At 71.5% G+C, this 19,027-nt stretch carries 18 protein-coding genes; 8 read left to right on the forward strand and 10 right to left on the reverse strand.

The window, feature by feature from the left end:
- Positions 1 to 327: 327 nt before the first annotated feature.
- Positions 328 to 1,098, reverse strand: a complete 771-nt coding sequence (locus FHU28_RS16040) for a hypothetical protein (protein WP_184684992.1) — start codon at positions 1,096 to 1,098, stop codon at positions 328 to 330.
- Between the two features lie 198 nt (positions 1,099 to 1,296).
- Here FHU28_RS16040 and FHU28_RS16045 point away from each other — a divergent pair, with 198 nt between their 5' ends.
- Positions 1,297 to 2,310, forward strand: coding sequence for an acetamidase/formamidase family protein (locus FHU28_RS16045; RefSeq protein WP_184684994.1), 1,014 nt, complete (start codon positions 1,297 to 1,299; stop codon positions 2,308 to 2,310).
- Positions 2,311 to 2,463: 153 nt separating this feature from the next.
- On the opposite strand, the gene FHU28_RS16050 is transcribed toward FHU28_RS16045, so the two are convergent.
- Entirely contained in the window at positions 2,464 to 2,874 is a 411-nt protein-coding gene (locus FHU28_RS16050; RefSeq protein WP_221453212.1) for an NAD(P)-binding domain-containing protein, read from the reverse strand.
- Between the two features lie 380 nt (positions 2,875 to 3,254).
- Positions 3,255 to 3,626: an ArsR/SmtB family transcription factor gene (locus tag FHU28_RS16055; RefSeq protein WP_184684996.1), complete on the reverse strand. Its 372-nt coding sequence runs from the start codon at positions 3,624 to 3,626 to the stop codon at positions 3,255 to 3,257.
- Between the two features lie 393 nt (positions 3,627 to 4,019).
- Between FHU28_RS16055 and FHU28_RS16060 the strand changes: the two genes are divergently transcribed.
- Positions 4,020 to 5,720: a HEAT repeat domain-containing protein gene (locus tag FHU28_RS16060; protein ID WP_260413011.1), complete on the forward strand. Its 1,701-nt coding sequence runs from the start codon at positions 4,020 to 4,022 to the stop codon at positions 5,718 to 5,720.
- 172 nt (positions 5,721 to 5,892) lie between these two features.
- On the opposite strand, the gene FHU28_RS16065 is transcribed toward FHU28_RS16060, so the two are convergent.
- Positions 5,893 to 6,462 (reverse strand): DUF3885 domain-containing protein, encoded by a 570-nt coding sequence (locus FHU28_RS16065; protein WP_221453213.1) that lies wholly within the window; start codon positions 6,460 to 6,462, stop codon positions 5,893 to 5,895.
- Between the two features lie 458 nt (positions 6,463 to 6,920).
- On the opposite strand from FHU28_RS16065, the gene FHU28_RS16070 reads away from it, so the two are divergent.
- The 3 genes from FHU28_RS16070 to FHU28_RS16080 are packed head-to-tail and all read left to right on the forward strand — an operon-like array spanning position 6,921 to position 9,144.
- On the forward strand, positions 6,921 to 7,844 hold the full coding sequence (locus FHU28_RS16070) for an NAD-dependent epimerase/dehydratase family protein (RefSeq protein WP_184684998.1): 924 nt from the start codon (positions 6,921 to 6,923) through the stop codon (positions 7,842 to 7,844).
- Positions 7,841 to 8,317 carry a nuclear transport factor 2 family protein gene (locus tag FHU28_RS16075; protein WP_184685000.1) on the forward strand — a complete coding sequence of 159 codons (477 nt, stop codon included), beginning with the start codon at positions 7,841 to 7,843 and terminating at the stop codon, positions 8,315 to 8,317. The genes FHU28_RS16070 and FHU28_RS16075 overlap by 4 nt, the downstream gene beginning before the upstream one ends.
- The gene (locus tag FHU28_RS16080; RefSeq protein ID WP_184685002.1) at positions 8,314 to 9,144 is read left to right on the forward strand and encodes an SDR family NAD(P)-dependent oxidoreductase; all 831 of its coding nucleotides are present in this window, start codon (positions 8,314 to 8,316) and stop codon (positions 9,142 to 9,144) included. The genes FHU28_RS16075 and FHU28_RS16080 overlap by 4 nt, the downstream gene beginning before the upstream one ends.
- 48 nt (positions 9,145 to 9,192) lie before the next feature.
- Here FHU28_RS16080 and FHU28_RS16085 read toward each other — a convergent pair whose 3' ends face one another.
- From FHU28_RS16085 to FHU28_RS16110, 6 genes are read right to left on the reverse strand one after another with little or no spacing between them, the layout of a single operon-like run.
- Entirely contained in the window at positions 9,193 to 10,062 is an 870-nt protein-coding gene (locus FHU28_RS16085; protein WP_184685004.1) for a TIGR03619 family F420-dependent LLM class oxidoreductase, read from the reverse strand.
- 4 nt (positions 10,063 to 10,066) lie between these two features.
- A complete protein-coding gene (locus FHU28_RS16090) occupies positions 10,067 to 10,585 on the reverse strand; it encodes a nuclear transport factor 2 family protein (protein WP_184685006.1) in 519 nt (172 codons plus the stop codon).
- Between the two features lie 50 nt (positions 10,586 to 10,635).
- Entirely contained in the window at positions 10,636 to 11,532 is an 897-nt protein-coding gene (locus FHU28_RS16095) for an LLM class F420-dependent oxidoreductase (RefSeq protein WP_184685008.1), read from the reverse strand.
- Entirely contained in the window at positions 11,529 to 12,665 is a 1,137-nt protein-coding gene (locus FHU28_RS16100) for a TIGR03617 family F420-dependent LLM class oxidoreductase (protein ID WP_221453214.1), read from the reverse strand. The genes FHU28_RS16095 and FHU28_RS16100 overlap by 4 nt, the downstream gene beginning before the upstream one ends.
- Complete coding sequence (locus tag FHU28_RS16105) at positions 12,662 to 13,537, reverse strand: SDR family NAD(P)-dependent oxidoreductase (RefSeq protein ID WP_184685010.1); 876 nt, start codon at positions 13,535 to 13,537, stop codon at positions 12,662 to 12,664. The genes FHU28_RS16100 and FHU28_RS16105 overlap by 4 nt, the downstream gene beginning before the upstream one ends.
- Complete coding sequence (locus FHU28_RS16110) at positions 13,534 to 14,181, reverse strand: PaaI family thioesterase (protein ID WP_184685012.1); 648 nt, start codon at positions 14,179 to 14,181, stop codon at positions 13,534 to 13,536. Before FHU28_RS16110 ends, FHU28_RS16105 begins: the two co-directional genes overlap by 4 nt.
- A gap of 406 nt (positions 14,182 to 14,587) precedes the next feature.
- Between FHU28_RS16110 and FHU28_RS16115 the strand changes: the two genes are divergently transcribed.
- The 3 genes from FHU28_RS16115 to FHU28_RS16125 all read left to right on the forward strand — a co-directional run bounded on the left by FHU28_RS16115 (position 14,588) and on the right by FHU28_RS16125 (position 19,001).
- Positions 14,588 to 16,159 carry an ABC transporter substrate-binding protein gene (locus FHU28_RS16115; protein ID WP_221453215.1) on the forward strand — a complete coding sequence of 524 codons (1,572 nt, stop codon included), beginning with the start codon at positions 14,588 to 14,590 and terminating at the stop codon, positions 16,157 to 16,159.
- Positions 16,160 to 16,221: 62 nt separating this feature from the next.
- Entirely contained in the window at positions 16,222 to 17,856 is a 1,635-nt protein-coding gene (locus FHU28_RS16120) for an AMP-binding protein (protein WP_184685018.1), read from the forward strand.
- Positions 17,853 to 19,001 carry a CaiB/BaiF CoA transferase family protein gene (locus FHU28_RS16125; RefSeq protein ID WP_184685021.1) on the forward strand — a complete coding sequence of 383 codons (1,149 nt, stop codon included), beginning with the start codon at positions 17,853 to 17,855 and terminating at the stop codon, positions 18,999 to 19,001. The genes FHU28_RS16120 and FHU28_RS16125 overlap by 4 nt, the downstream gene beginning before the upstream one ends.
- Positions 19,002 to 19,027 lie beyond the last annotated feature (26 nt).

Here is a 19,027-nt window from a genome sequence, read left to right on the forward strand (position 1 = left end):
ATGTCCCCTGGTGGGGGAGTGTGTGCAGGTCGCGGCGGTAAGGAGCTGCTGGATCGGCTGGCCTTGCAAGTGGGGCAGATTGGGTGCAGTTTGGCGAAGTGGTCACCGCGTCCGAAGTGCTCACCGGCGCTGGACACGAAGTAGCGCGCTGACGTGCAGTGATGTGGGCGAGCGAGCCGGTGTGACCTCCCAGGGAAGACCGAAGTGGTCAAGGGGTGCTCCCCCGTCTGGATGGTGCCGGCTGTCGTTCTGGGCCCCGCTGACGCCATTCACGAGAGCCATGGCGCGCCGCCCACTCACCGGTCTCGTCGCCGAGGGCGACCACGGTCACCCCTTCGTCGGGCGGGGCACCCGGCGACCGGCCCAGCGGGCCAGCAGGTTCAACCCCAGGGCGTAAGCGGCGGCGCTCACCAGCAGGGCGGCGCTGCTGCCGCGCCCCCAGTCACCCACCGGCACGGGCGGTACGGCCCAGACATCCGTCGACAGTCCGGCCAGCGCGATCGCCGTGCCGGCCGCGATCGGTGGGACGGCCCATAACAGCGCGTACGGTGCGGCGAACCGGTCGTCCTGCAGCAGCCCGACCAGGGTGGCGGCGAACCAGCCCAGCAGGAGCAGGAACACGAGCGGCCAGCGCGTCGCGGCTCGCCGCAGGTGCCCCAGAAGCAGCGCGCCGAGACCGACGCCGGCAGCGGCATAGAGCGGGAAGGCGGCCAGCTCGCACAGGAGGACCCGCATCAGGATCGGGTCATCGAGTGCCGGGGTCGTGAAGTAGACGTCCTCGCGTGCGCGGGCGAGCGGGTAGGCGACCGCGACGGCCACGCCGGCCAGGAGCAGCGCGAGCGGGACCGCCACGACCAGCGCCCTCGCCTGTGTGTTGCGGCTGGCCAGGGCGGCCCCGGCCAGCAACGCCAACACTTGTCCGCAGAGGACGCCGGAGGTGTACTGGAAGATGCGCGTGGTGTGGAGCAGCTCGTACTGCTGTGAGTCACCCTGCGCGTCGTAGTTGACCCAGAAATCGTAGAACGCGTCGTTGAACGGCATGGCCACGACCACCAGCAGCGCCATCGCCGGCACCGACCAGACAGCCGGGTGCGTCACGGCACGCGGAGCCGCTGGTAGACGGCCGTCTGCCATCCCCGGGCGCATCCGCCAAGTCTGCGCGTCCCGGCTGCGGTCGGGCAAGCCTGCGCGTCATCGGTATGGTGCGGGTTTGCCATCCGGCTGCAGGTCGTGATCAACGCCCGGGTAGCAGCACAGGTGCTCGGCTTCCACCACCGACCGCGACGAGGAGTTGCCATGACCGAAGTCGTCACCTACCGGCCCGAGCCGGCGGAGATGTCGTACACCTTCGGCGGCCGGGAGCCGGTCCTGCGGGTCCGGCCCGGCACCGTCGTGCAGCTGTACACCGAGGACTGCTACGGCGGCCGGGTGCGTGGCATCGACGACCTGCCCTCGCGGGTGTGTGAGTTCCCCTATCTCAACCCGGTGACCGGGCCGATCCACGTCGAGGGCGCCGAACCGGGGGACACGCTCGCGGTGCACGTGGTGGCCGTCGAACCGGCCCGGGACTGGGCGGTCTCCAGCACCTTTCCGCACTTCGGCGCGTTGACCGGGACGCACGCCACGGCCATGCTGCACCCGCCGCTCGACGAGCTGGTCTGGATGTACGACGTCGACGTCGCCGCCGGCACCGTGACGTACCGGGCCCGGCGCGGCGACTACACGGTGGCGCTGCCGTTGGACCCGATGCACGGGACCATGGGGGTGGCGCCGGCGGCGTTCGAGTCGCGGATGACGATCGTGCCGGACGCCCACGGCGGCAACATGGACTCGCCCGAGCTGCGGGCCGGCGTGACGGCGTACTTTGGGGTCAATGTGCCGGGTGCGCTGTTCGCGGTGGGTGACGGGCACTGCCGGCAGGGGCACGGCGAGGTGTGCGGCACCGGGGTCGAGGCGGCGATGAACACCACGCTGATTCTCGACCTGGTGAAAGGCGTGTCGACGCAGTGGCCGCGGCTGGAGTCCGACGACGCACTGATGAGCACCGGCTCGGCCCGGCCGCTGGAGGACGCGTACCGGATCAGCCAGCACGACCTGGTCACCTGGACGGCCGAGCTGATGGGGTTGGACCAGCTCGACGCGTACCAGCTGGTCAGCCAGGCCGGTGAAGCGCCGGTGGGCAACGTCTGCGACCCGAACTACACGATGCTGGCTCGGGTGGCCCGCCGCTACCTGGGCGGGGTGACCGCGTACGACGGCGTGCACGCGCGGCTGCGCGAGACGGGCCGGGTCCACCTGGCCCACCGTTGACCGCCGACGCGGCCTCCTCGCTCACACCTGTCTATCCGGTCCTCGAAGCGTCGCACCTGGCGGTGCCCCGCTCCTGCGGCCAGCTCAAGCGTCGTCATCCCACTCGGTGTAGCCCTGTGCGAGTAACGCGGCCAGGAGTTGCGCGTCCCATGTTCAGCGGGGAACCGACGGAATCGCCGATTGCGGGTCGACCCCGGCGAACGCCAGCCCGATGACAAATCCGGCGACCTCCTCCAACTGTCTTACCCGGTCGAGCGTTCCGAGGACCGCGGGAACTCCACCGACGTCTCGCACGAGCGACCCGACGACATCGAGTGCGCGCTCGTCGTCACCGCACATGGCGACCGTGACCGGTCCGGCATCGGGCGTCACCCACCGCTCCGACGGGAAGAGATGGAAAGCCTTGACCACGTGCGCGCCTGGTGCGAGGGCGGCGATGTGGTCGGCGGCTGACCGGGCGGGTTCCGTCTGGAGGGTGCCGACACCGTGTTCGACGGCGTTCGTCGGGTCGATCAGGGCGAGGTCGGCCAGCGCGCCGGCGGGCCCGCCGGCCGCTGTCAGCATCTCGGTGACGCCGTCCCAGCGGACCGCGAGCAGAACCGCGTCGGCGCCGGCGGCGACTGCCGGCGCGCGACGCGAGCACCCGCCGAGGGCTGGCGGTGCCGGATTCCCGGCTCGCCCTCAGCAGAATCCGGGCGTTGATGGCGTACCGGATGGTCGTGCCCTCGCTGGCACCGAGGACTGCAGCGGCGTGTAGCAGGTCGCCGCCCGTGGCGATGGCCTGCGCAGCACAATGCAGGCCAAGCGGTCAGCAAACCGGCCGCATGAGCCGAGCGGCGAGTATGTCGAAGCGAGGGATACCAGGTCTTCCCGCGGCCAAATGGTCATGACCAAAGCGAACGCTATCGCCTGCAGACAGGCGCCCCCACCTTCACCCGTGACGCTTAGCGAGTCTTCCTGGTCGCTCGCTTGCGGGGCGGCGTCAACAGTTCGGCGAGCGCCGCGATCGCGGACGGCACGAGGCGGTAATAGGCCCAGACCCCACGCTTCTCCCGCTCGAGCAGCCCAGCCTCAGTGAGGATCCGAAGGTGATGACTGACTGTCGGCTGGGAGAGGCCGAGCGGCGCGGTGAGGTCACTGACGGACGCCTCGCCCTCAGGCGCGGCCTGAATCAAACTGAGCAGTCGCAGCCGAGCCGGGTCGGCGACGGCCTTCAGCACTCCCGCGAGCCGTTCGGCATCGGCACGCTTGATCGGCTCGCCGGCGAGCGGTGAGACAGCAGGGGCAGCGGTCTTCGTGGTTCCCACGTAATGCATCTTGCACCAAACACCATCAACAAGCTGGCGGAACCCAGTACCAGACTGAAGCTACCGCCTGCGTACCCCAACGTCGGTGGTCCCCCGGTTTGCCGGGGGGTTTGATGTTCCCCGGTTTTTCGGAGCACTACCGCGTGTCGTGTCGATTGGGGGTGGCGTTCACGGGCGTGATGGCGGCAGCATGTGTCTTCTATCGGCGGCGGCGACGCCACCTACGGCTGATCTGGAGTTGGCATGCAGCGCCCCGCGCTGTACGGGACGAAACCCAGCAGGGGTTGGATGCTGTCTGGCGGAGTGCCGCAATGGGATCGTGTGGCAGCCCTGACCGATCCCGTCCGGGTAGAGAACCATCGTTGAGATCGGCGGCTCACGAGACGGGAGGTTCAGAGCTGGGTGGAACTGCTCAGGCTTGCCGTCGGCCCGGAAAACCGGGTTCGATCGCCATGGGTGGCGAGGCAGGATGTCGGGGTGACCTGGGGCAGACGTGACGGGCAGGCCCTCCCGGCTTCGCCGGTGGAGGAGGACGGGCTGCTTTCGGTGGTCCGAGTTGCGGTCGAGTACGCCGGGGCCGGTCGATGGGAGGCGTTGGACCGGTTGGTCGACGTGCTGCTTGAGGTCGATGCGCATGGCGACGAGGTGACGGCGCGGTCGGCGTTGGCGCTGGTGGCCGCTGCGCCGGGGCTGGTGGTTCGGCTCGACGAGCACGCGCGGTCGGCGCCGTGGTACGGCCGGCACCGGGAACCCGTGTGGCGGCGGGTCGCGGGACGGTCTTCTGCGATGCCGTCGGGGCCGGTGGCGACGGCGCTGGCGAGCATGCACGGGGACGGGCGGGTTCGGGAGCGTGCGGTCGCGGAGATGATCGCCCGCCCGTACGCGGAGGTGATGCCGTTTCTGGTGGTGCGTACCGCTGACTGGGTGGCCCCGGTGCGGGATCGGGCGCGGGCCGGGCTCGCGCTGTTGCTCGCTGACGACGCTGATGTCTACCTGCCTGCTGTCCTGCCGATGGCGCTGTGCCTTGAGGCGCGGGCTCGCGCCGGCTTCGCGGTCGCTCAGGTGCGGGTGGCGGTGCTGGTGGCGCCGGAGCAGTTGTGGCGCGGCCTGTTCGCCTCGGCTGGCGGCGGGGAGCGGCGGTTCGTCTTCGACACCGTGCTGGCGCGCGGTGGGCTGCGTACGCCGGAGCTGGTGACCGTGGCCGAGTCGGATCCGGACGTGCGGGTGCGAGCGCGGGCGGCGGAAGCGGCGTGCCGCGACGCGGTCTGGACCCGCCGGCATGATCTCCTGCGTCGGCTGGCTCGCTCGGCTCGAGCGGAGGTGCGGGTGGTGGCGTTGACCGGGCTGGTTCGGGCCGGTCAGGACGCCGACGTCGCCGAACACCTGGACGACCAGGCGCCGTTGGTGCGGGCCGTGGCCCGCGATGCGGCCCGCCGACTCGGTAGGGATGCGCGGGACCACTACCGCGCGGGCGCTGACGCCGATGAGCCCGAAGCCGGTGCCATCGCCGGGCTGTCCGAGACCGGCTCGGTGGCGGACGCCCCGCTGCTGCTTCGACTGCTCGGCCACGAGAAGCCGAAGGTCCGGGCCCAGGCAGTACGAAGTCTGCGGCTGCTCGACGCGGTCGTGGTGGGGGAGATGGTGCCGCTGGTGCGGGATCCGTCACCGGCGGTGGTGCGGGAGGTGACGCTGGCGCTGCGCCCGGTTGCCGGCGCGCTGCCGCCGGCCCTGCCGTGGGAGCTGCTCCGCGACGGCCGGGTGGAACTGCGGCGCGCCGGCTACAAGCTCCTGCGCGGTCGTGGCGCCGGCGTGGAGTTGCAGGCGGCGTTGATCCTGGCCACTGACATGGACAAGCGCCTGGCCGAACGGGGCAAGGCCGATGCGGTCCGCCTCGCCAGGGACGCGGCGAGCACGACCTGGCGCTGTTCCCCTCGACCGGAGTTGCGGGTCACCGAGGCAGGGCGCGTGGAACTGCTCGCATTGGTGGCCCGAGCGGCGGCGAGGCTCGGAGACGAAACCAGCCAGCAGCTCGCCGGTTGGGTCGCGGTTACCACACTGTCGAGTGACGGAGCGCCACACACTGGAAGTCCTCAGCAACCCTGACGCTGGCAGGGCAACACCCTGCCGTCGTCCTGTGAGCCGGTCACCGGCCCGAATGAGCACGATGACCGCCACAATCGCGCGGCTTCGCCTGGCGAGGAGACACGCCGCCCCTGACACCCGCCGTTCGGTAGCGCTCCGTGACCGCTGGTCAAGGACGCTGGCCTTGCGCCATCTAAAGTCCGGACGACTGCTGAGAAAGCCAATCTCGATGCTGTGCTTTCAGCGCGTCGCGTTGCTCTTGGGTCGGCAGAATGACATCGGCTCCACCGTCGTAGGGGTGATACAACCATCGAAGATCAGTCGGCGCGAGGATCACGTTTGCCAACTCGTCGTCGGCGACAGCCCTCAACAGGACATCAATCGCGTCCGGCCGCCAAGGGATTGTCTCGGCGTAGAGCTGTGTGTACACGCGGTACTCAGGATCTTCTTCGGGGTCTTCCAGCAGTGTCTGCCAGTGCCGTGCCGACGGTGCCACTTCTGCACGCCTTGGCCACCTCTGGGGAGTGGTTGCGGGGCTCTCTGTCCACTCGCTGGTTACAACAAGAAGGACGGTGCCCGGACCGAGCTCTGACAGCACCGTGTAGTGCCGGCCGAGCACGATCCCGTACTCGCTCTCGTTGTCCGCGTACCGCTTCGATCCCGGCAGGCTGTGGAACCTCACCCACCGATCCGGGTAGTGACCGCGAAGCCAGTGGGCGAACGGAGGGCACTCGGGCCAACGCTGCTCCCACAGCTTGGTCAAGGCCGGTGGGTTCACCTCTTGGCTCGGTGTCACCGCCTTGTTGTACCTCAGGCCCAGGCGGCGTCCCTCCCGAGGATCAGACAGGGGCCACACGTCATGCGCGAGGACGGACGGCAAAGCGCGAGCCACACTCGTTCCGCAGACACCTGGCGTGCGTGGCGTGCGTGGACGTGTGGCGGATCGTCCTGGGTCAAGGGTTCGTCGGTTCGAATCCGGCCGTCGCATGTGTGCCGTCCGCTCCTGCCGCGCAATAGCGGTGGGCTGTCGGCAGGCACGGCGCCTTCGGGTCCCGATCATCTCCTTGAAGCGGGTGGCGGTTGCCGCCTGCCCACTCACCGTTGTTCCCGGTCAGGGCCTCTCGTGCTAACCTACCAATCGCTTGGTTGGTTGATTCGGAAGTCATGCCGGCTCCCAGATTCACACCGGGGAGTCGCCTCACTACGCAAGGAGACCTCGCGATGGAGGTACTCGTGGTCGGTGGAACCGGCATGATCGGGGTCCACACCGCCCTTCACCTGCGGGATCGGGGAGACAACGTCACCGTCGCCGCCCGAGGGGCGGTCGATGCGGACTCACCCGTCGCCGACCTGCCCGTCCTCCGCGGGGACTACACCCGCCAGACCTTCACCCGGGAGGACCTGGCTCCCTTCGACGCTGTCGTCTTCGCTGCGGGGCAGGACGTACGCCACCTTCCCCGCGACGTGGACGAGACGGAGTTCTGGAAGGAGACCCAGAGCGCGGGGGTGCCGGCCTTCGCCGCGCTCGCCAAGAGCGCTGGTGTCTCCCGTTTCGTCCAGGTCGGCAGCTACTACCACCATCTGCGACCCGCCCTGGCCGACTCCAGCGCCTACGTCGCCGCCCGCCGCGACGCCGACGAGGGAGCGCGGGTGTTGGCTGACGACTCCTTCACGGTCTGCACCCTCAACCCGCCCTCGATCATCGGTGCCATCCCCGGCATCACGGCCAAGCGCTACCGCCGCATGGTGTCCTGGGCGGCCGGCAACGAGCCGCAGATCCCCGACCACGCGCCGGCCGGCGGCACGAACTACATGTCGGCCCGGTCCCTGGCCGAGGCGATCGGCGGCGCGCTCGACCGCGGCACGGCGGGCGCGGCCTACCTCGTCGGTGACGCCAACCTCACGTTCACGCAGTTCTTCCAGTTGCTCGTCGACGCGGCCGGGGGCAACCGCACCATCGCCGAGCTCGACGAGCCGCACCCCTTCATGCCCGACTCGATGATCGTCCAGGGCCGCGGGAACGTCCTCGCCTATGAACCGGATCCGGCCGAGACCGCACTGCTCGGCTACACCCGCGGTGACTGCGAGCGTGCCGTCGCCGAGCTCGTCCAGGTCGTGCGCGCGGCGACCGCTCGCGCGGCGTGACCGGCCTCGACGCGGCCGACCTCACCGCGCTGCGCGCACTCTCCGAGACGTATGCCGCGGCCGCCGACGACCGTGACGCGGCAGCGATCGGCGCGCTGTTCGTCCCGGACGGCGTCCTCGTGGTTCCCGAGCCGCCGGCGCACCTCGACCCGCACGTGTCCCACGTCGGCCGCTCCGCTGTCGTGGCCGCGCTCGGGGCACTCGCCGGCACCCTGGCGACGACCCACGTCGTGGCCGGGACGCGCTACCTGCCGACGCCGGCCGGGGCCCGTGGCCGGGTCCGCGGCACGGCCCACCACCTGCTCCCCGGTCGCGACGGACCCTCGGACCTCGTCTGGTTCCTGCACTACGACGACGAGTACGCGCGTACCGACGAAGGATGGGCCTTCACACGTCGCGCGGTGACCATCAACTGGATCGAACGCCACCGCGTCTCCCTGACCAGGGCCGACGAGGAAGGAACCGGCAGATGAGCGCCACCCGCAGGCTCGAGGGCCAGATCGCTGTCGTCACCGGCGGCGCCCTCGGGATCGGCGGCGGCATCTCCCGCCGTCTCGCCGCCGCAGGCGCCCACGTCGTCCTCGTCGACATCGACGGGGAGGCCGCCGCCGGCACTGCCGCGGACATCCGTAGCGCCGGCGGCGAGGTCGAGGTCGTCCTCGCCGACGTGCGCACCGCTGACGGTGTCGCCGTCGCGGTCGCCGCCGCGGCGGCCGTCGACTCGGGGCGGGTCGACGTGCTCGTCAACAACGTCGGCGACTTCCGCCCGGCCTCCAGGACCTTCCTGCACTCGACCCCCCAGCAGTGGCAGGCGCTCTACGAGATCAACCTGTGGCACGTGCTCGCGATGACGCATGCGCTGCTGCCCGGCATGGTCGATCGGGGCCGTGGCGCCATCGTCAACAACTCGACCGTCGAGGCCTTCCGGGGTATCCCGGCGTGCGCTCCGTACTCCGCCTACAACGCCGGGGTCAGCGCCTTCACCAAGAGCCTCGCCGTCGAGGTCGCCGGCCACGGGGTGCGGGTCAACGCGATCGCGCCCGACCTCGCCGACACGCCCCAGACACCGGCCGCGGCGATGCTGCGCGGACGCGACCCGGAGCTGATCCGTACGTGGATCCCCGTCGGGCGCTTCGGCGAGCCCGACGACTACGCCGCCGTCGTCGAGTTCCTCGCCAGCGACGACGCCCGCTTCGTCACCGGGCACACGATCCCCGTCGACGGAGGGACCTTGGCCGCCTCGGGCTGGTACGCGCGTACCGACCGCAAGGGCTGGTCGAACATGCCCAACGAGGCCTGACCGTGGACGCCGGGGCTCGACGCCGGGTCCCGGCGTCCACGGCCGTGCTCAGTCGCGGCGGTCGAGACCGAAGAGCTCGGCTGCCGCCGCGAGCTGGTCGAGGTACTCGGCCAGGTCACGGTGCCGTACGACGAGGTTGACCACGGTGCCCCCCGCCTCGCCGATCCGGCCGACGAGGTCGAGCGCGGCCTCCGGGGCGCCCGTCGGGTCGAGGCGGGCCGGAGGCGTGATGACGACGTCGAACCCCTCCGGCAGGTCGTGCTCGGCGAGCATCCGCGGCAGGGTCTCCAGGTCCGGTCCGCGATACGTGACGGGGGCCGGCGCCCACCCGTCGCCCAGGGTGACCGCGCGCCGGAGGGCACGCTTGCTGTGCCCACCGACCCAGATCGGGACCTTCTCCTGAACAGCGTGCGGGCTGACCACCTGCTCGGTGAAGTGGTAGTACTCCCCGTGGTAGGTCGCGAGCCGTACCGACAGGGACGCCCGCAGGGCCCGCAGGGCGTCGTCGGCCCGTGGCCCGCGGTCGGCGAACGGACGCCCGAGCAGCGCGAACTCCTCTTCAAGGTTGCCGACGCCGACTCCGAGGACGACCCGTCCGCCGCTGAGGTGGTCGAGGGTGCCGTACCGCTTGGCCAACTCGAGCGGATGGTGCAGCCCGAGCACGAGCACGTACGGCAGGAAGCGGATCCGCTCGGTGATCGCCGCGAGGTACGAGAACGTCGCGACCGGGTCGTAGAAGCGTTCACCTCGTGCCAGCCCCGGTGACACGCTGACGTGCTCCGGGCAGGTGAAGAATTCGTACCCGAGCCGGTCGGCGGTCGTGAAGACCTTCCGCAACTCGGCGACCCCGGCCCCGGCCTCCCACGGAGGCCGGGGCCCGGAGTCGGCCAGGACCGGGGAGCTGAGGCCGATGCGCACGGCCTCAGGCCTCGGACTCGACGGCGCGGGCGAGGAGGTCGCGGCCCTCGTCGGTGCCGTCGAGCTGGCGGTTCCAGCGGTGGGTCACCTTCCAGCCCTCGTCGGTGCGGGTGAACTCCCACCGGTTTGACCCGGTACGCCAGATCCGGTAGCCGTTCTGGTCGGGAGCGCTGAGCACGAGCTGCGAGTAGTTCGTCACGACGGCCCGATCGCCGTCGACGACGATGTGCGGCAGCCCCATGAGGTGGGCGGCGCCCGAGTGGATCAGGGACTGGTGCCGCTCACCGTTGACCATGCCGCGCAGGGCGTCCCGGCCGTTGAGCACGACCGGGTAGGTGTCGTACACGCCCTCCTCGGTCCACAACTGGGCGGTGATCTCGGCCGAGCCGCTGTCCACGGCGGGGCCGTAGCTGGCCACGATCCGCCAGAGGGCGATCTGGTCCTCGGCTGCGGCGAGGCGCCGTTCGGCCTGCTCGAGGCGCGCCTCGAGCAGGGCCAGCCGGTCGGGCTGCGAGTCGGTCATGGTGGGTTCCTTTCGATCGGGCCTCGCCGGCCGAGCCGGTCGACGGCCGGTCAGGTCGTGGACGCGTTCGCCTCGAAGCGTTCCGGGGCGAGCTCGCGCAGCGCGGCCATCTGCTCGAGGTGGTGGGCCGCCGAGGTGGCCACGAGGCTCGCGTTGACAGCGGTCGCCCCGACGGCATCGGCTGTGCGCAGGTGCTCGCGGGAGCCGTCCGGGTCCCCGAGCGGGTCCAGCGGCGGAATCTGCAGCACGAGGTCGAAGCCGTCGGGGCGTTCCACGGAGTTCCACATGCGGGTCAGCTCCCGCGGCCCGAGGCCGAACGGTGCCCACCCGGTGCCGTACGCCACGGCGCGGCGTAGCGAGCGGCGGGTGCGCCCACCGATCCACAGCGGCACCGTGGTGCGCGGCGCGTGCGGTTCGACGACGAAGTCGGTGAACGTGAAGTGGGGCCCCTCGTGGTGCGGCACGGCCCTGCCCCACGCCGCGCGCAGGGCCGTGATCGCTTCGTCCGCGATCGCGCCGCGCCCGGCGAACTCGGCGCCGAGCAGGTCGAACTCCTCTTCGAGGCTGCCGACCCCGATCCCGAGGACGACGCGCCCGCCGCTGAGCAGGTCGAGGGTGCCGTAGGTCTTGGCGAGGGCGAGCGGATGGTGGTAGCCGATGACGACGACGTTCGTCGCGAGCCGGACGCGGCGCGTCGCCGAGGCGAGGAACGACAGCGTGGCCACGGGGTCGAAGTACGTCGCGCCCCGCTCGACGGCGATCGGGGCGGGCACGGCGACGTGCTCGCTGCATGTCAGATGGTGGTAGCCCAGGTCGTCGGCGGCGCGGGCGACGGCGAGCAGCGCACCGCCGACGTCGGGGCCGGACAGGACGTCCCGTTCCCAGGCGGCCGCGGTGCGCGGATGTTGGACGACGACCGGGGTGAGCAGCCCTACGCGTGCGGTCATGACAGGGTCTCCGATCCGGCGACGCCGCGCGTCGCGCTCGTGGGTCCGGCGGTCGCGGGCGGGGTGCGGGACGCGGCACTCGTCGGGATGAGCCGGAGGCGTTCGAGCAACGCGCCGAAGTCCTCGTCGTCGTCTGGGTCGAGCGGCAGCCCGAGCCCGAGCCCGTCGGCGATCCCGCCGTAGGCCTGCCCGAGCACGTCCGGCAGCTCGGCGTAGGTGCCGTGCGGGATGAGCGTGGCCAGGGTCTCGTCGTCGAGGGTGCCGGCGAGTCCCGTCCAGCGCCCGGAGGCGGCCATCGCGGCGAGCCGTTCGCCGACCCGGCCCAGGCCGAGCCGGTCCAGGGTCGTGCGGTAGGCGGGTGTGGAGAAGAGGAACGCCAGCTCCTGGCGGGCGGAGTCGCGGCTCGCGGCGAGTGCGGCCGGCGTCGGACCGGTGATCGACTTGGACACCACGACGACCCGGGGGATACCGGCGCGTCCGGCCCGCTCGGCCCCGGCGCGCAGCGCGGGAAGCACGACAGTGCGCAGGTGACTCGGGTGCGAGTTCGTCGCGTGGGTGACGAAGCCGTCGGCGAGCTCGCCGGCCACCTCACAGACGCGTCGGTTGACCCCGCCGGTGTAGAGCGCCGGGGCGGCGGTAGACAGCGGGCCCGGATTGAAGTACGGCTGGAGCCGGGTGAAGCGGTAGTGGCTGCCCTCGTGCTCCAGGGGCTCACCGGTGCTGAACGAGGCGAAGATCGCCCGGATCGAGGCGAGGTAGTCGCGCAGGTTCTCGACCGGCCGCTCCCACGGTACCGAGAAGCGGCCGACGATGTTGCCGCGCACCTGGGTGGCCAGACCGAGCTGGAAGCGACCCTCGGAGAACCGCGCGAGGTCCCACGCGGCGTACGCGGTCACCATCGGGCTGCGGGGGAACGCCAGCGTCATGCTGGTGCGTACGGTGATCCGGCTGGTGTGCTCGGCCGCGAGCAGCGCGACCGCCAGGGAGTCGTGCGTCGTCTCGGGGATGTGCACGGTGTCGAAGCCGAGCCGTTCGATGCGCGCCACTACCGCGGGCACCTCGCGCAGCGCCGTCGTCGGCGGCAGCGTCGTGGTCAGCTCCATCCGGGTGGCGGGTGCCTGTGGTGTCGTCACGGGATGCGGCCCTCCAGGGTGGCGTCGACGACCTCGTCGCCGTTGACGATCCGGGCGAGCTTCTCCAGCCGGGGCGCGCGCCGCAGGTGGGCCCCGCCCTCGACGGGCAGGCAGGCGCCGGTGATCCATGAGGAGCCGGGACCGCACAGGAAGCGGACCGCGGCGGCGACGTCCTCGGCGCGCCCGATCCGCGACAGGGGCTTCTCGGCGATGGTCGCGGCGGCCAGCTCGGGGTCGGCCAGCAGCAGGCCCGGGTTGGCCCCGTCGGTGGCGACGATGCCGGGGCGTACGACGTTGACCCGTACCGCGAGGTGGCCGAGTTCGTCGGCGGCGACCCGGACGAGTGCCTCGAGTGCGGCCTTGCTCACCGAGTACGACGGCATGAACGGGAAGGAGTGCCCGCCCGCGCTCGACGAGGTGCACACGATCGCGCCCCCACCGTGCGCGGCCAGGGCCTGTCCGCCGTGCCGGATGGCGTGCAGCGCCGTGGTGACGTTGCGCCGGAAGTCGTGCTCCAGGGTCTCGGCGTCGAGGGCGAGCACGGGACGGAAGGTGCCGCCGCCGACCGTGGTGACGACGGCCGCCAGCGGGGTCTCGTCGGCGGCGCGTACCGCGACTGCGACGTCCCGCTCGTGGGTGGAGTCGCCGGCGCTGATCCGTACCGGTGGTGCTCCAGGGGCGGCTGCGGCGATCGTCTCGGCCGCCGCCCGCAGCGTCGCCTCGGTCCGTCCCATGATCGTCACGGCGGCGCCGTCGGCGGCCAGCGCGGCGGCGATGGCGCGGCCGAAGCCGCCGCCCCCGCCGATGACGAGCGCGCCGCGGCCGGCGAGCGGGCCGGGTGCGGCGGTGCTCGGGTGGGGATCGGTGCTCATGCCTGCTCCCTCGACGGGCGGCGGAACTTCTCCCGTGTCGACGGGTCGTCCATGAGTACGAAGGTGCCCGTGGCTGTGACGCACGTCAGGTCCCCGACGCGCAGTTCGCCGGAGCTGCGCACCTTGCGACCGTCGCGACCGTCGTGCCGGGCCAGGATCGTGATCGTCGAGCCGATCGGGATGGCCGCGCGGAAGGAGATGTCGAGCCCGACGGTCACCGCGGCGTATCCGGCGCGGGCGTTGGCGATGCCGAGGGCGTGGTCCATGAGCATGGCCGAGGTGCCGCCGTGCACGTGCCCGGGTGGCCCCTGAAAGGCAAGCCTCAGGGTGACCTCCCCGCGTAGTGAGCCGTCCGGCTCGACCCAGAGGGCCACCGGCGGCGACAGCGGGTTCTCGGTGCCGCCGGCGGGGTCGAAGCGGCCCGGGCCGGGCTGGCGCCACATCGTCGCGATCCGCTCGGAGAGGTCCGGGGCGTGGGCGTCGATCCGGGCGGTGAGCGCGTCGAGGTCGGCCACGATCCGGTTGGCGTCGGCGTCGACGGCCTCGCCCGCGCGCGTGATCGCGTCGATGAGCCGGCGGGTGGCTGAGGCGACCGCGTCGATGCCGGTTTCGCGGGGCTGTGCCGTGGCGAGGGGGGCTTCCACAGTGCGGACTCCTTTGGCCGACATCAAGCAACCAAGCGCTTGCTTGATGGGCACCTTAGCGACCTGATCGCGCGCTGGCAACGGTTGCGCGCGGTGTGCCGCCCCTTGTCGATCATGCCGCCGTTCGGCTATTGACGTGCCCGCACGCTGCCCCTACGGTTCCCAATCGAGCGCTTGTTTGGATCGCGATCGGCCGCAACACCGCCAGCCTCGGGCGCGGATGCCGATCAGTTCCGGGCAGGCGCTCCACATCAGCGCCGCCATCCACCACCTCCACGACCATCGCGCCCGCACGGCCACCGCCGAACGACCTCGGCGGCACCCGGCGCCCTCCGGGGCACCTGGGACCGCCGGTGACCCGCGGAGCCGCTCCCGCTCCCGGGCCGAAGGTCAGGAAAGGAACACTGTGTCTCGCCTCCCGCGCCGCCGACGCCTCGCCGTCGCCGTGAGCCTGCTCGCCGCCACCCTCGCCGTCGGAGCCTGCTCCGCCACCCCGACCAGCGACCCCGGTGCCACCACGGGTGAGATCGACCCCAACGCCGTCCTGCGGGTGAGCGCCTCGTCGCCGTTCCAGAACCTCGACCCGGCGCAGCCGGCCCCCGGCGGCTACCCCTACCTGACGCTGATCTACGACCGGCTCACCATGGTCGACTCCACCGACCAGGTCGTCCCCGGCCTGGCCAAGAAGTGGACCTACGCCGAGGACGGCTCCTACCTCGAACTCGCCCTGCGCGACGACGTCAAGTTCCATGACGGGACGCCCTTCGACGCCAACGCCGTCAAGGTCAACATCGAGCGCGGCCAGACGCTGCCCACGAGCACCATCAAGCAGGATCTCGCCAGCATCACCGGCGTCACAGTCGTCGACGCGCACACCGTGCGCCTCAACCTCAAGCCGGGCACCGGCGCCGTGCTCCCCTCGGCCCTGGCCACCGCCGCCGGGATGATGGTCTCGCCCAAGGCGATCGCCGACGGCGTCGACCTCAAGCGCGCCCCCGGCAACGCCGGCTCGGGCCCGTACGTCGCCACCGAGTTCGTCCCCAACGAGAAGTACGTCGTCAAGCGCGCCGAGGGCACCTACTGGGACCCCAACGCCGGACGCCTCGCCGGCATGGAGATCACCCGGGTCCCCGAGGGCGCCACCCGGCTCAACGGCGTCATCAGCGGTCAGACCGATCTCAGCTTCGTCTCCTCGGCCAACGAGATCACCCAGGCCCGCCAGCTCGGCGAGACCGGCCAGCTCAAGGTGACCACCCGCCCGTTCCGTAACGTCCTCGGCATCCTGCTGCGCGCCAACATGGGCGACCTCAAGGACAAGCGGGTCCGTGAGGCCATCGCGCGCTCGATCGACCCGGCCGCCATCCGCGCGCTCTTCGCCGACACGTGCACGCCCACCCGCAGCATCTACCCGAACAGCCCGTGGGAGGACGCGGCGGCGACCTACCCGTACGAGTTCGACCTGGCCAAGGCCAAGGCGCTGATCGCCGAGGTCGGCGGGGCCAAGGTGACGATCAGCTTCTCCGCCGGCACCAACACCGAGCAGCCCGCCACCGCCATCCAGGCCGCCATGTCCCAGGCCGGCATCGACGCGAAGCTCAACCCGACGCCGAACTCCGAGACCGAGGCCCGCTTCATCGCCGGCGACTTCGAGCTCGAGGTGTCGAACACCTTCAACCCGCGTCTCGACCCGGCGGGCACTGTCGACAACTACCTCACCGGCAACTACAAGCTCGCCACCGACCCCGAGGTCATCGGCCCGATCGCGGCCAAGGCCGCCGACCCCCGCTCCAGCGTCGAGGAGCGTGCCAAGCAGTACCACCAGCTGTGGGAGCGGCTGTTCACCGAGGCGTGGTTCATCCCGATCTGCAACCTCACCAGCGCCACCATCGCCTCCCCGAAGGTCGTCGGGGCCGAGCAGCTGCCGTGGACCAACCTCGGCCTGTTCGACCTGCGGACCGTGGCGATGACGAAGGGCTGAGCGTCAGGTCCCCGCCGTCCGCCACCGCGAGCGGCCGACCCGAAGAAAGGTAGCCAGAGCCAGTGAACCGTCCCACCGCAGCCACCCCGCTCCTGCCCGCCCTGTCCCGCCTGCTCGACGAGCAGCCGGACCTCACCCTCACCCTCGCCGGCGCCCCGTTCACAGTGGCCGAGCTCGATGCCGCGTCGCGTCGCCTCGCCGGGTTCCTCGCCGACCGCGTCGCTCCCGGCGACCGGGTCGTCGTCCTCGCCCGCAACGGCCGCCTGGCCCTGGTCTCCTGGTGGGCGACGACGCTCTGCGGCGGTTTCGTCGTTCCGCTGAACACGAGCAACCGTGGCCCCGTACTGGCCCACCAGGTGCTCGACGCCGACCCGGTCGCGATGATCGTCGAGGACGAGTTCGTGCCCGTCCTGGACGACGCCCTCATCGGCACGGAGCTACGGGTGCCGGTCCTCGTCGGCGCCCCCATCCGGCCCGCCTCGGGCCCGGCGCCCGCCTGGGCCACCGAGGTCGTCGACTTCGACGTCGCCGTCGCTGAGGGATCGGCGGTGACGACCACCCCGGACCTCGACGCGTACGCCACCAGCCACCTCATCTACACGGCCGGCACGACCGGGCCGTCCAAGGCGTGCATGGTCAGCCACGGCTACGTGGCGAACATGGCCCGCCAGATGCACGAGAACCTCGAACGCCACTCCGGCGACGTCCTGTGGACGGCGATGCCGCTGTTCCACATGGCCGCCGTCGGGCACGTCATGGGTTCGCTCCAGCTCGGCTCGGCCATCGACCTCGCGTCGCGCTTCTCGGTCCGGGGCTTCTGGGACGAGATCCTGCGTAGCCGCGCGACAATGGCCGCGCTCATGGGCTCGATGCTGCCGATGATCGCCGGCGCACCCGACTCCGAGGCCGCCCGCGAGGCCTTCGGCCGGCTGCGCGTCGTGTCCGGCTCGCCGGTCACCGCCGAGCTCGCCGCTCGCTGGACGGAGCGCTTCGGCGTCGAACGGGTCGGCTCGGGCGCCTACGGCCTGACCGAGGCCTGCCTGATCACCCTCACCCCACCCGGGGGTTACCGCGCCGGGAGCGCGGGCAAGATCAACGACTCCTTCGAGGTGCGCATCGTCGACGAGCACGACAACCCGCTGCCCGTCGGCGAGGTCGGCGAGATCGTCGCCCGTCCCAACCGTCCGGCGATCATGTTCAACGGCTACTGGCGGGAGCCGGAGAAGACGCTGGAGGTCTTCCGGGGCCTGTGGTTCCACTGCGGTGACTACGGCCGTCTCGACGAGGACGGCTACCTCTACTTCGTCGACCGTGGTAAGGACTACCTGCGCCGCGGCGGCGAGAACATCTCCAGCTTCGAGATCGAGGGCATCGTCGCGACCCACCCGGCCGTCGGCGAGGTCGCCGTCCACGCGGTCCCCTCCCCGCTGGCCGAGGACGACCTCAAGGTGACTGTCGTGCCCGCGCCCGGGGCGGAGATCGACCCCGCGGAGCTCTTCGAGTGGCTGCACCCGCGGATCCCGCGGTACGCCGTCCCCTCCCACATCGAGGTCCGCACCGAACTGCCCAAGAACGCCGTCGGGCGGGTCCTCAAGCGGGTCCTGCGCGAGGAGGGCGTGACTGCGCAGACGTGGAGCACGGACCCCCGTGCCGTGACCGGCCTGCCGGTTCCGGCCGGCACCCGGGAACAGGCGTGAGCGCCGCCCCCGGCCGGCGGTTCGAGGGACCGCTGGCCGGCCTGCGCCTGCTCGAACTCGGTGGGCAGGGGCCGGTGCCGTTCGCGACGATGATGCTCGCCGACATGGGCGCCCAGGTGGTGCGGGTCGACCCGCCCGGCGAGCCCGACCGGCGCGAGCGCGCGCAGGTCAACGCGATCGACAGGGGCCGTACGACGGTCACGCTCGACCTGAAGTCCGAGGCCGACCGGGCGCTCGTGCACCGGCTGCTCGCCGACGCGGACGTGCTGCTCGACCCGTTCCGGCCCGGGGTGCTCGAACGTCTCGGCCTGGCCCCGGCCGAACTCACCGAGCGGTACCCGCGCCTGGTCGTGGCGCGGATGACCGGCTGGGGCCAGGACGGCCCCCTCGCCGCGGCCGCCGGGCACGACCTCAACTACATCGCCGTCTCCGGGGTGCTCGACACGATCGGTCTGCCCGATACCGGCCCCGTCGTGCCGCCGATGTATCTGGCCGACTTCGCCGGCGGCGGCATGGTGCTGGCCTTCGGCGTACTGGCCGCCCTGCAGGAGCGTGTCTCCTCCGGGCGTGGGCAGGTCGTGGACGCCTCGATGCTCGAGGGCAGCGCGCTGCTCACCGTCGTCATCCACTCGATGCTCGCGCGGGGCGCCTGGAACCTCACCCGTGGCACGAACTACCTCGACGGTGGGGCGCACTTCTACCGGGTGTACCGCACCGCCGACGACAAGTTCATGTCCGTGGCGGCCATCGAGGCGAAGTTCTACAACGCGTTCCTGCGTACCCTCGGCCTCGATCCGGAGGACGGGCCGGGGCAGTTCGACGAGTCGGGGTGGGCCGGCTGGGCCGAGCGGATCGCGTCGGTCTTCGCCGGACGCACCCGGCAGGAGTGGACCAGCGTCTTCGGGAGCGTCGACGCGTGCGTGCACCCGGTGCTGGACATCGCCGAGTCGGCCGAGCACCCGCAGGTGCGTGCCCGGGGCGGCGTCGTCGAGGTCGAGGGGGTCGCTCAGCCGGCCCCCACGCCCCGATTCTCGCGTACGCCCGCGGGCGTCCCACGGGCCCCGCGGCGCCGTGGTGAGGACACCGACCGGGTGCGCTCGGCGCTCGCCGCGAGCAGCCCGTGGGAAGCGTTGTCAAGGTCTTGACCTGCGGCAAGCCTCACTCTACGCTT

Origin of the sequence: Micromonospora echinospora, assembly GCF_014203425.1 — a bacterium.
GTDB lineage: Bacteria > Actinomycetota > Actinomycetes > Mycobacteriales > Micromonosporaceae > Micromonospora > Micromonospora echinospora_A.

Bases quoted from the DNA above. Each gene is read 5' to 3' on its own strand.
- FHU28_RS16105 (WP_184685010.1), bottom strand. From the start codon at position 13,537: ATGAGCACCGATCCCCACCCGAGCACCGCCGCACCCGGCCCGCTCGCC.
- FHU28_RS16095 (WP_184685008.1), bottom strand. From the start codon at position 11,532: ATGACCGCACGCGTAGGGCTGCTCACCCCGGTCGTCGTCCAACATCCG.
- FHU28_RS16050 (WP_221453212.1), bottom strand. From the start codon at position 2,874: ATGCTGACAGCGGCCGGCGGGCCCGCCGGCGCGCTGGCCGACCTCGCC.
- FHU28_RS16090 (WP_184685006.1), bottom strand. From the start codon at position 10,585: ATGACCGACTCGCAGCCCGACCGGCTGGCCCTGCTCGAGGCGCGCCTC.
- FHU28_RS16045 (WP_184684994.1), top strand. From the start codon at position 1,297: ATGACCGAAGTCGTCACCTACCGGCCCGAGCCGGCGGAGATGTCGTAC.
- FHU28_RS16055 (WP_184684996.1), bottom strand. From the start codon at position 3,626: ATGCATTACGTGGGAACCACGAAGACCGCTGCCCCTGCTGTCTCACCG.
- FHU28_RS16070 (WP_184684998.1), top strand. From the start codon at position 6,921: ATGGAGGTACTCGTGGTCGGTGGAACCGGCATGATCGGGGTCCACACC.
- FHU28_RS16080 (WP_184685002.1), top strand. From the start codon at position 8,314: ATGAGCGCCACCCGCAGGCTCGAGGGCCAGATCGCTGTCGTCACCGGC.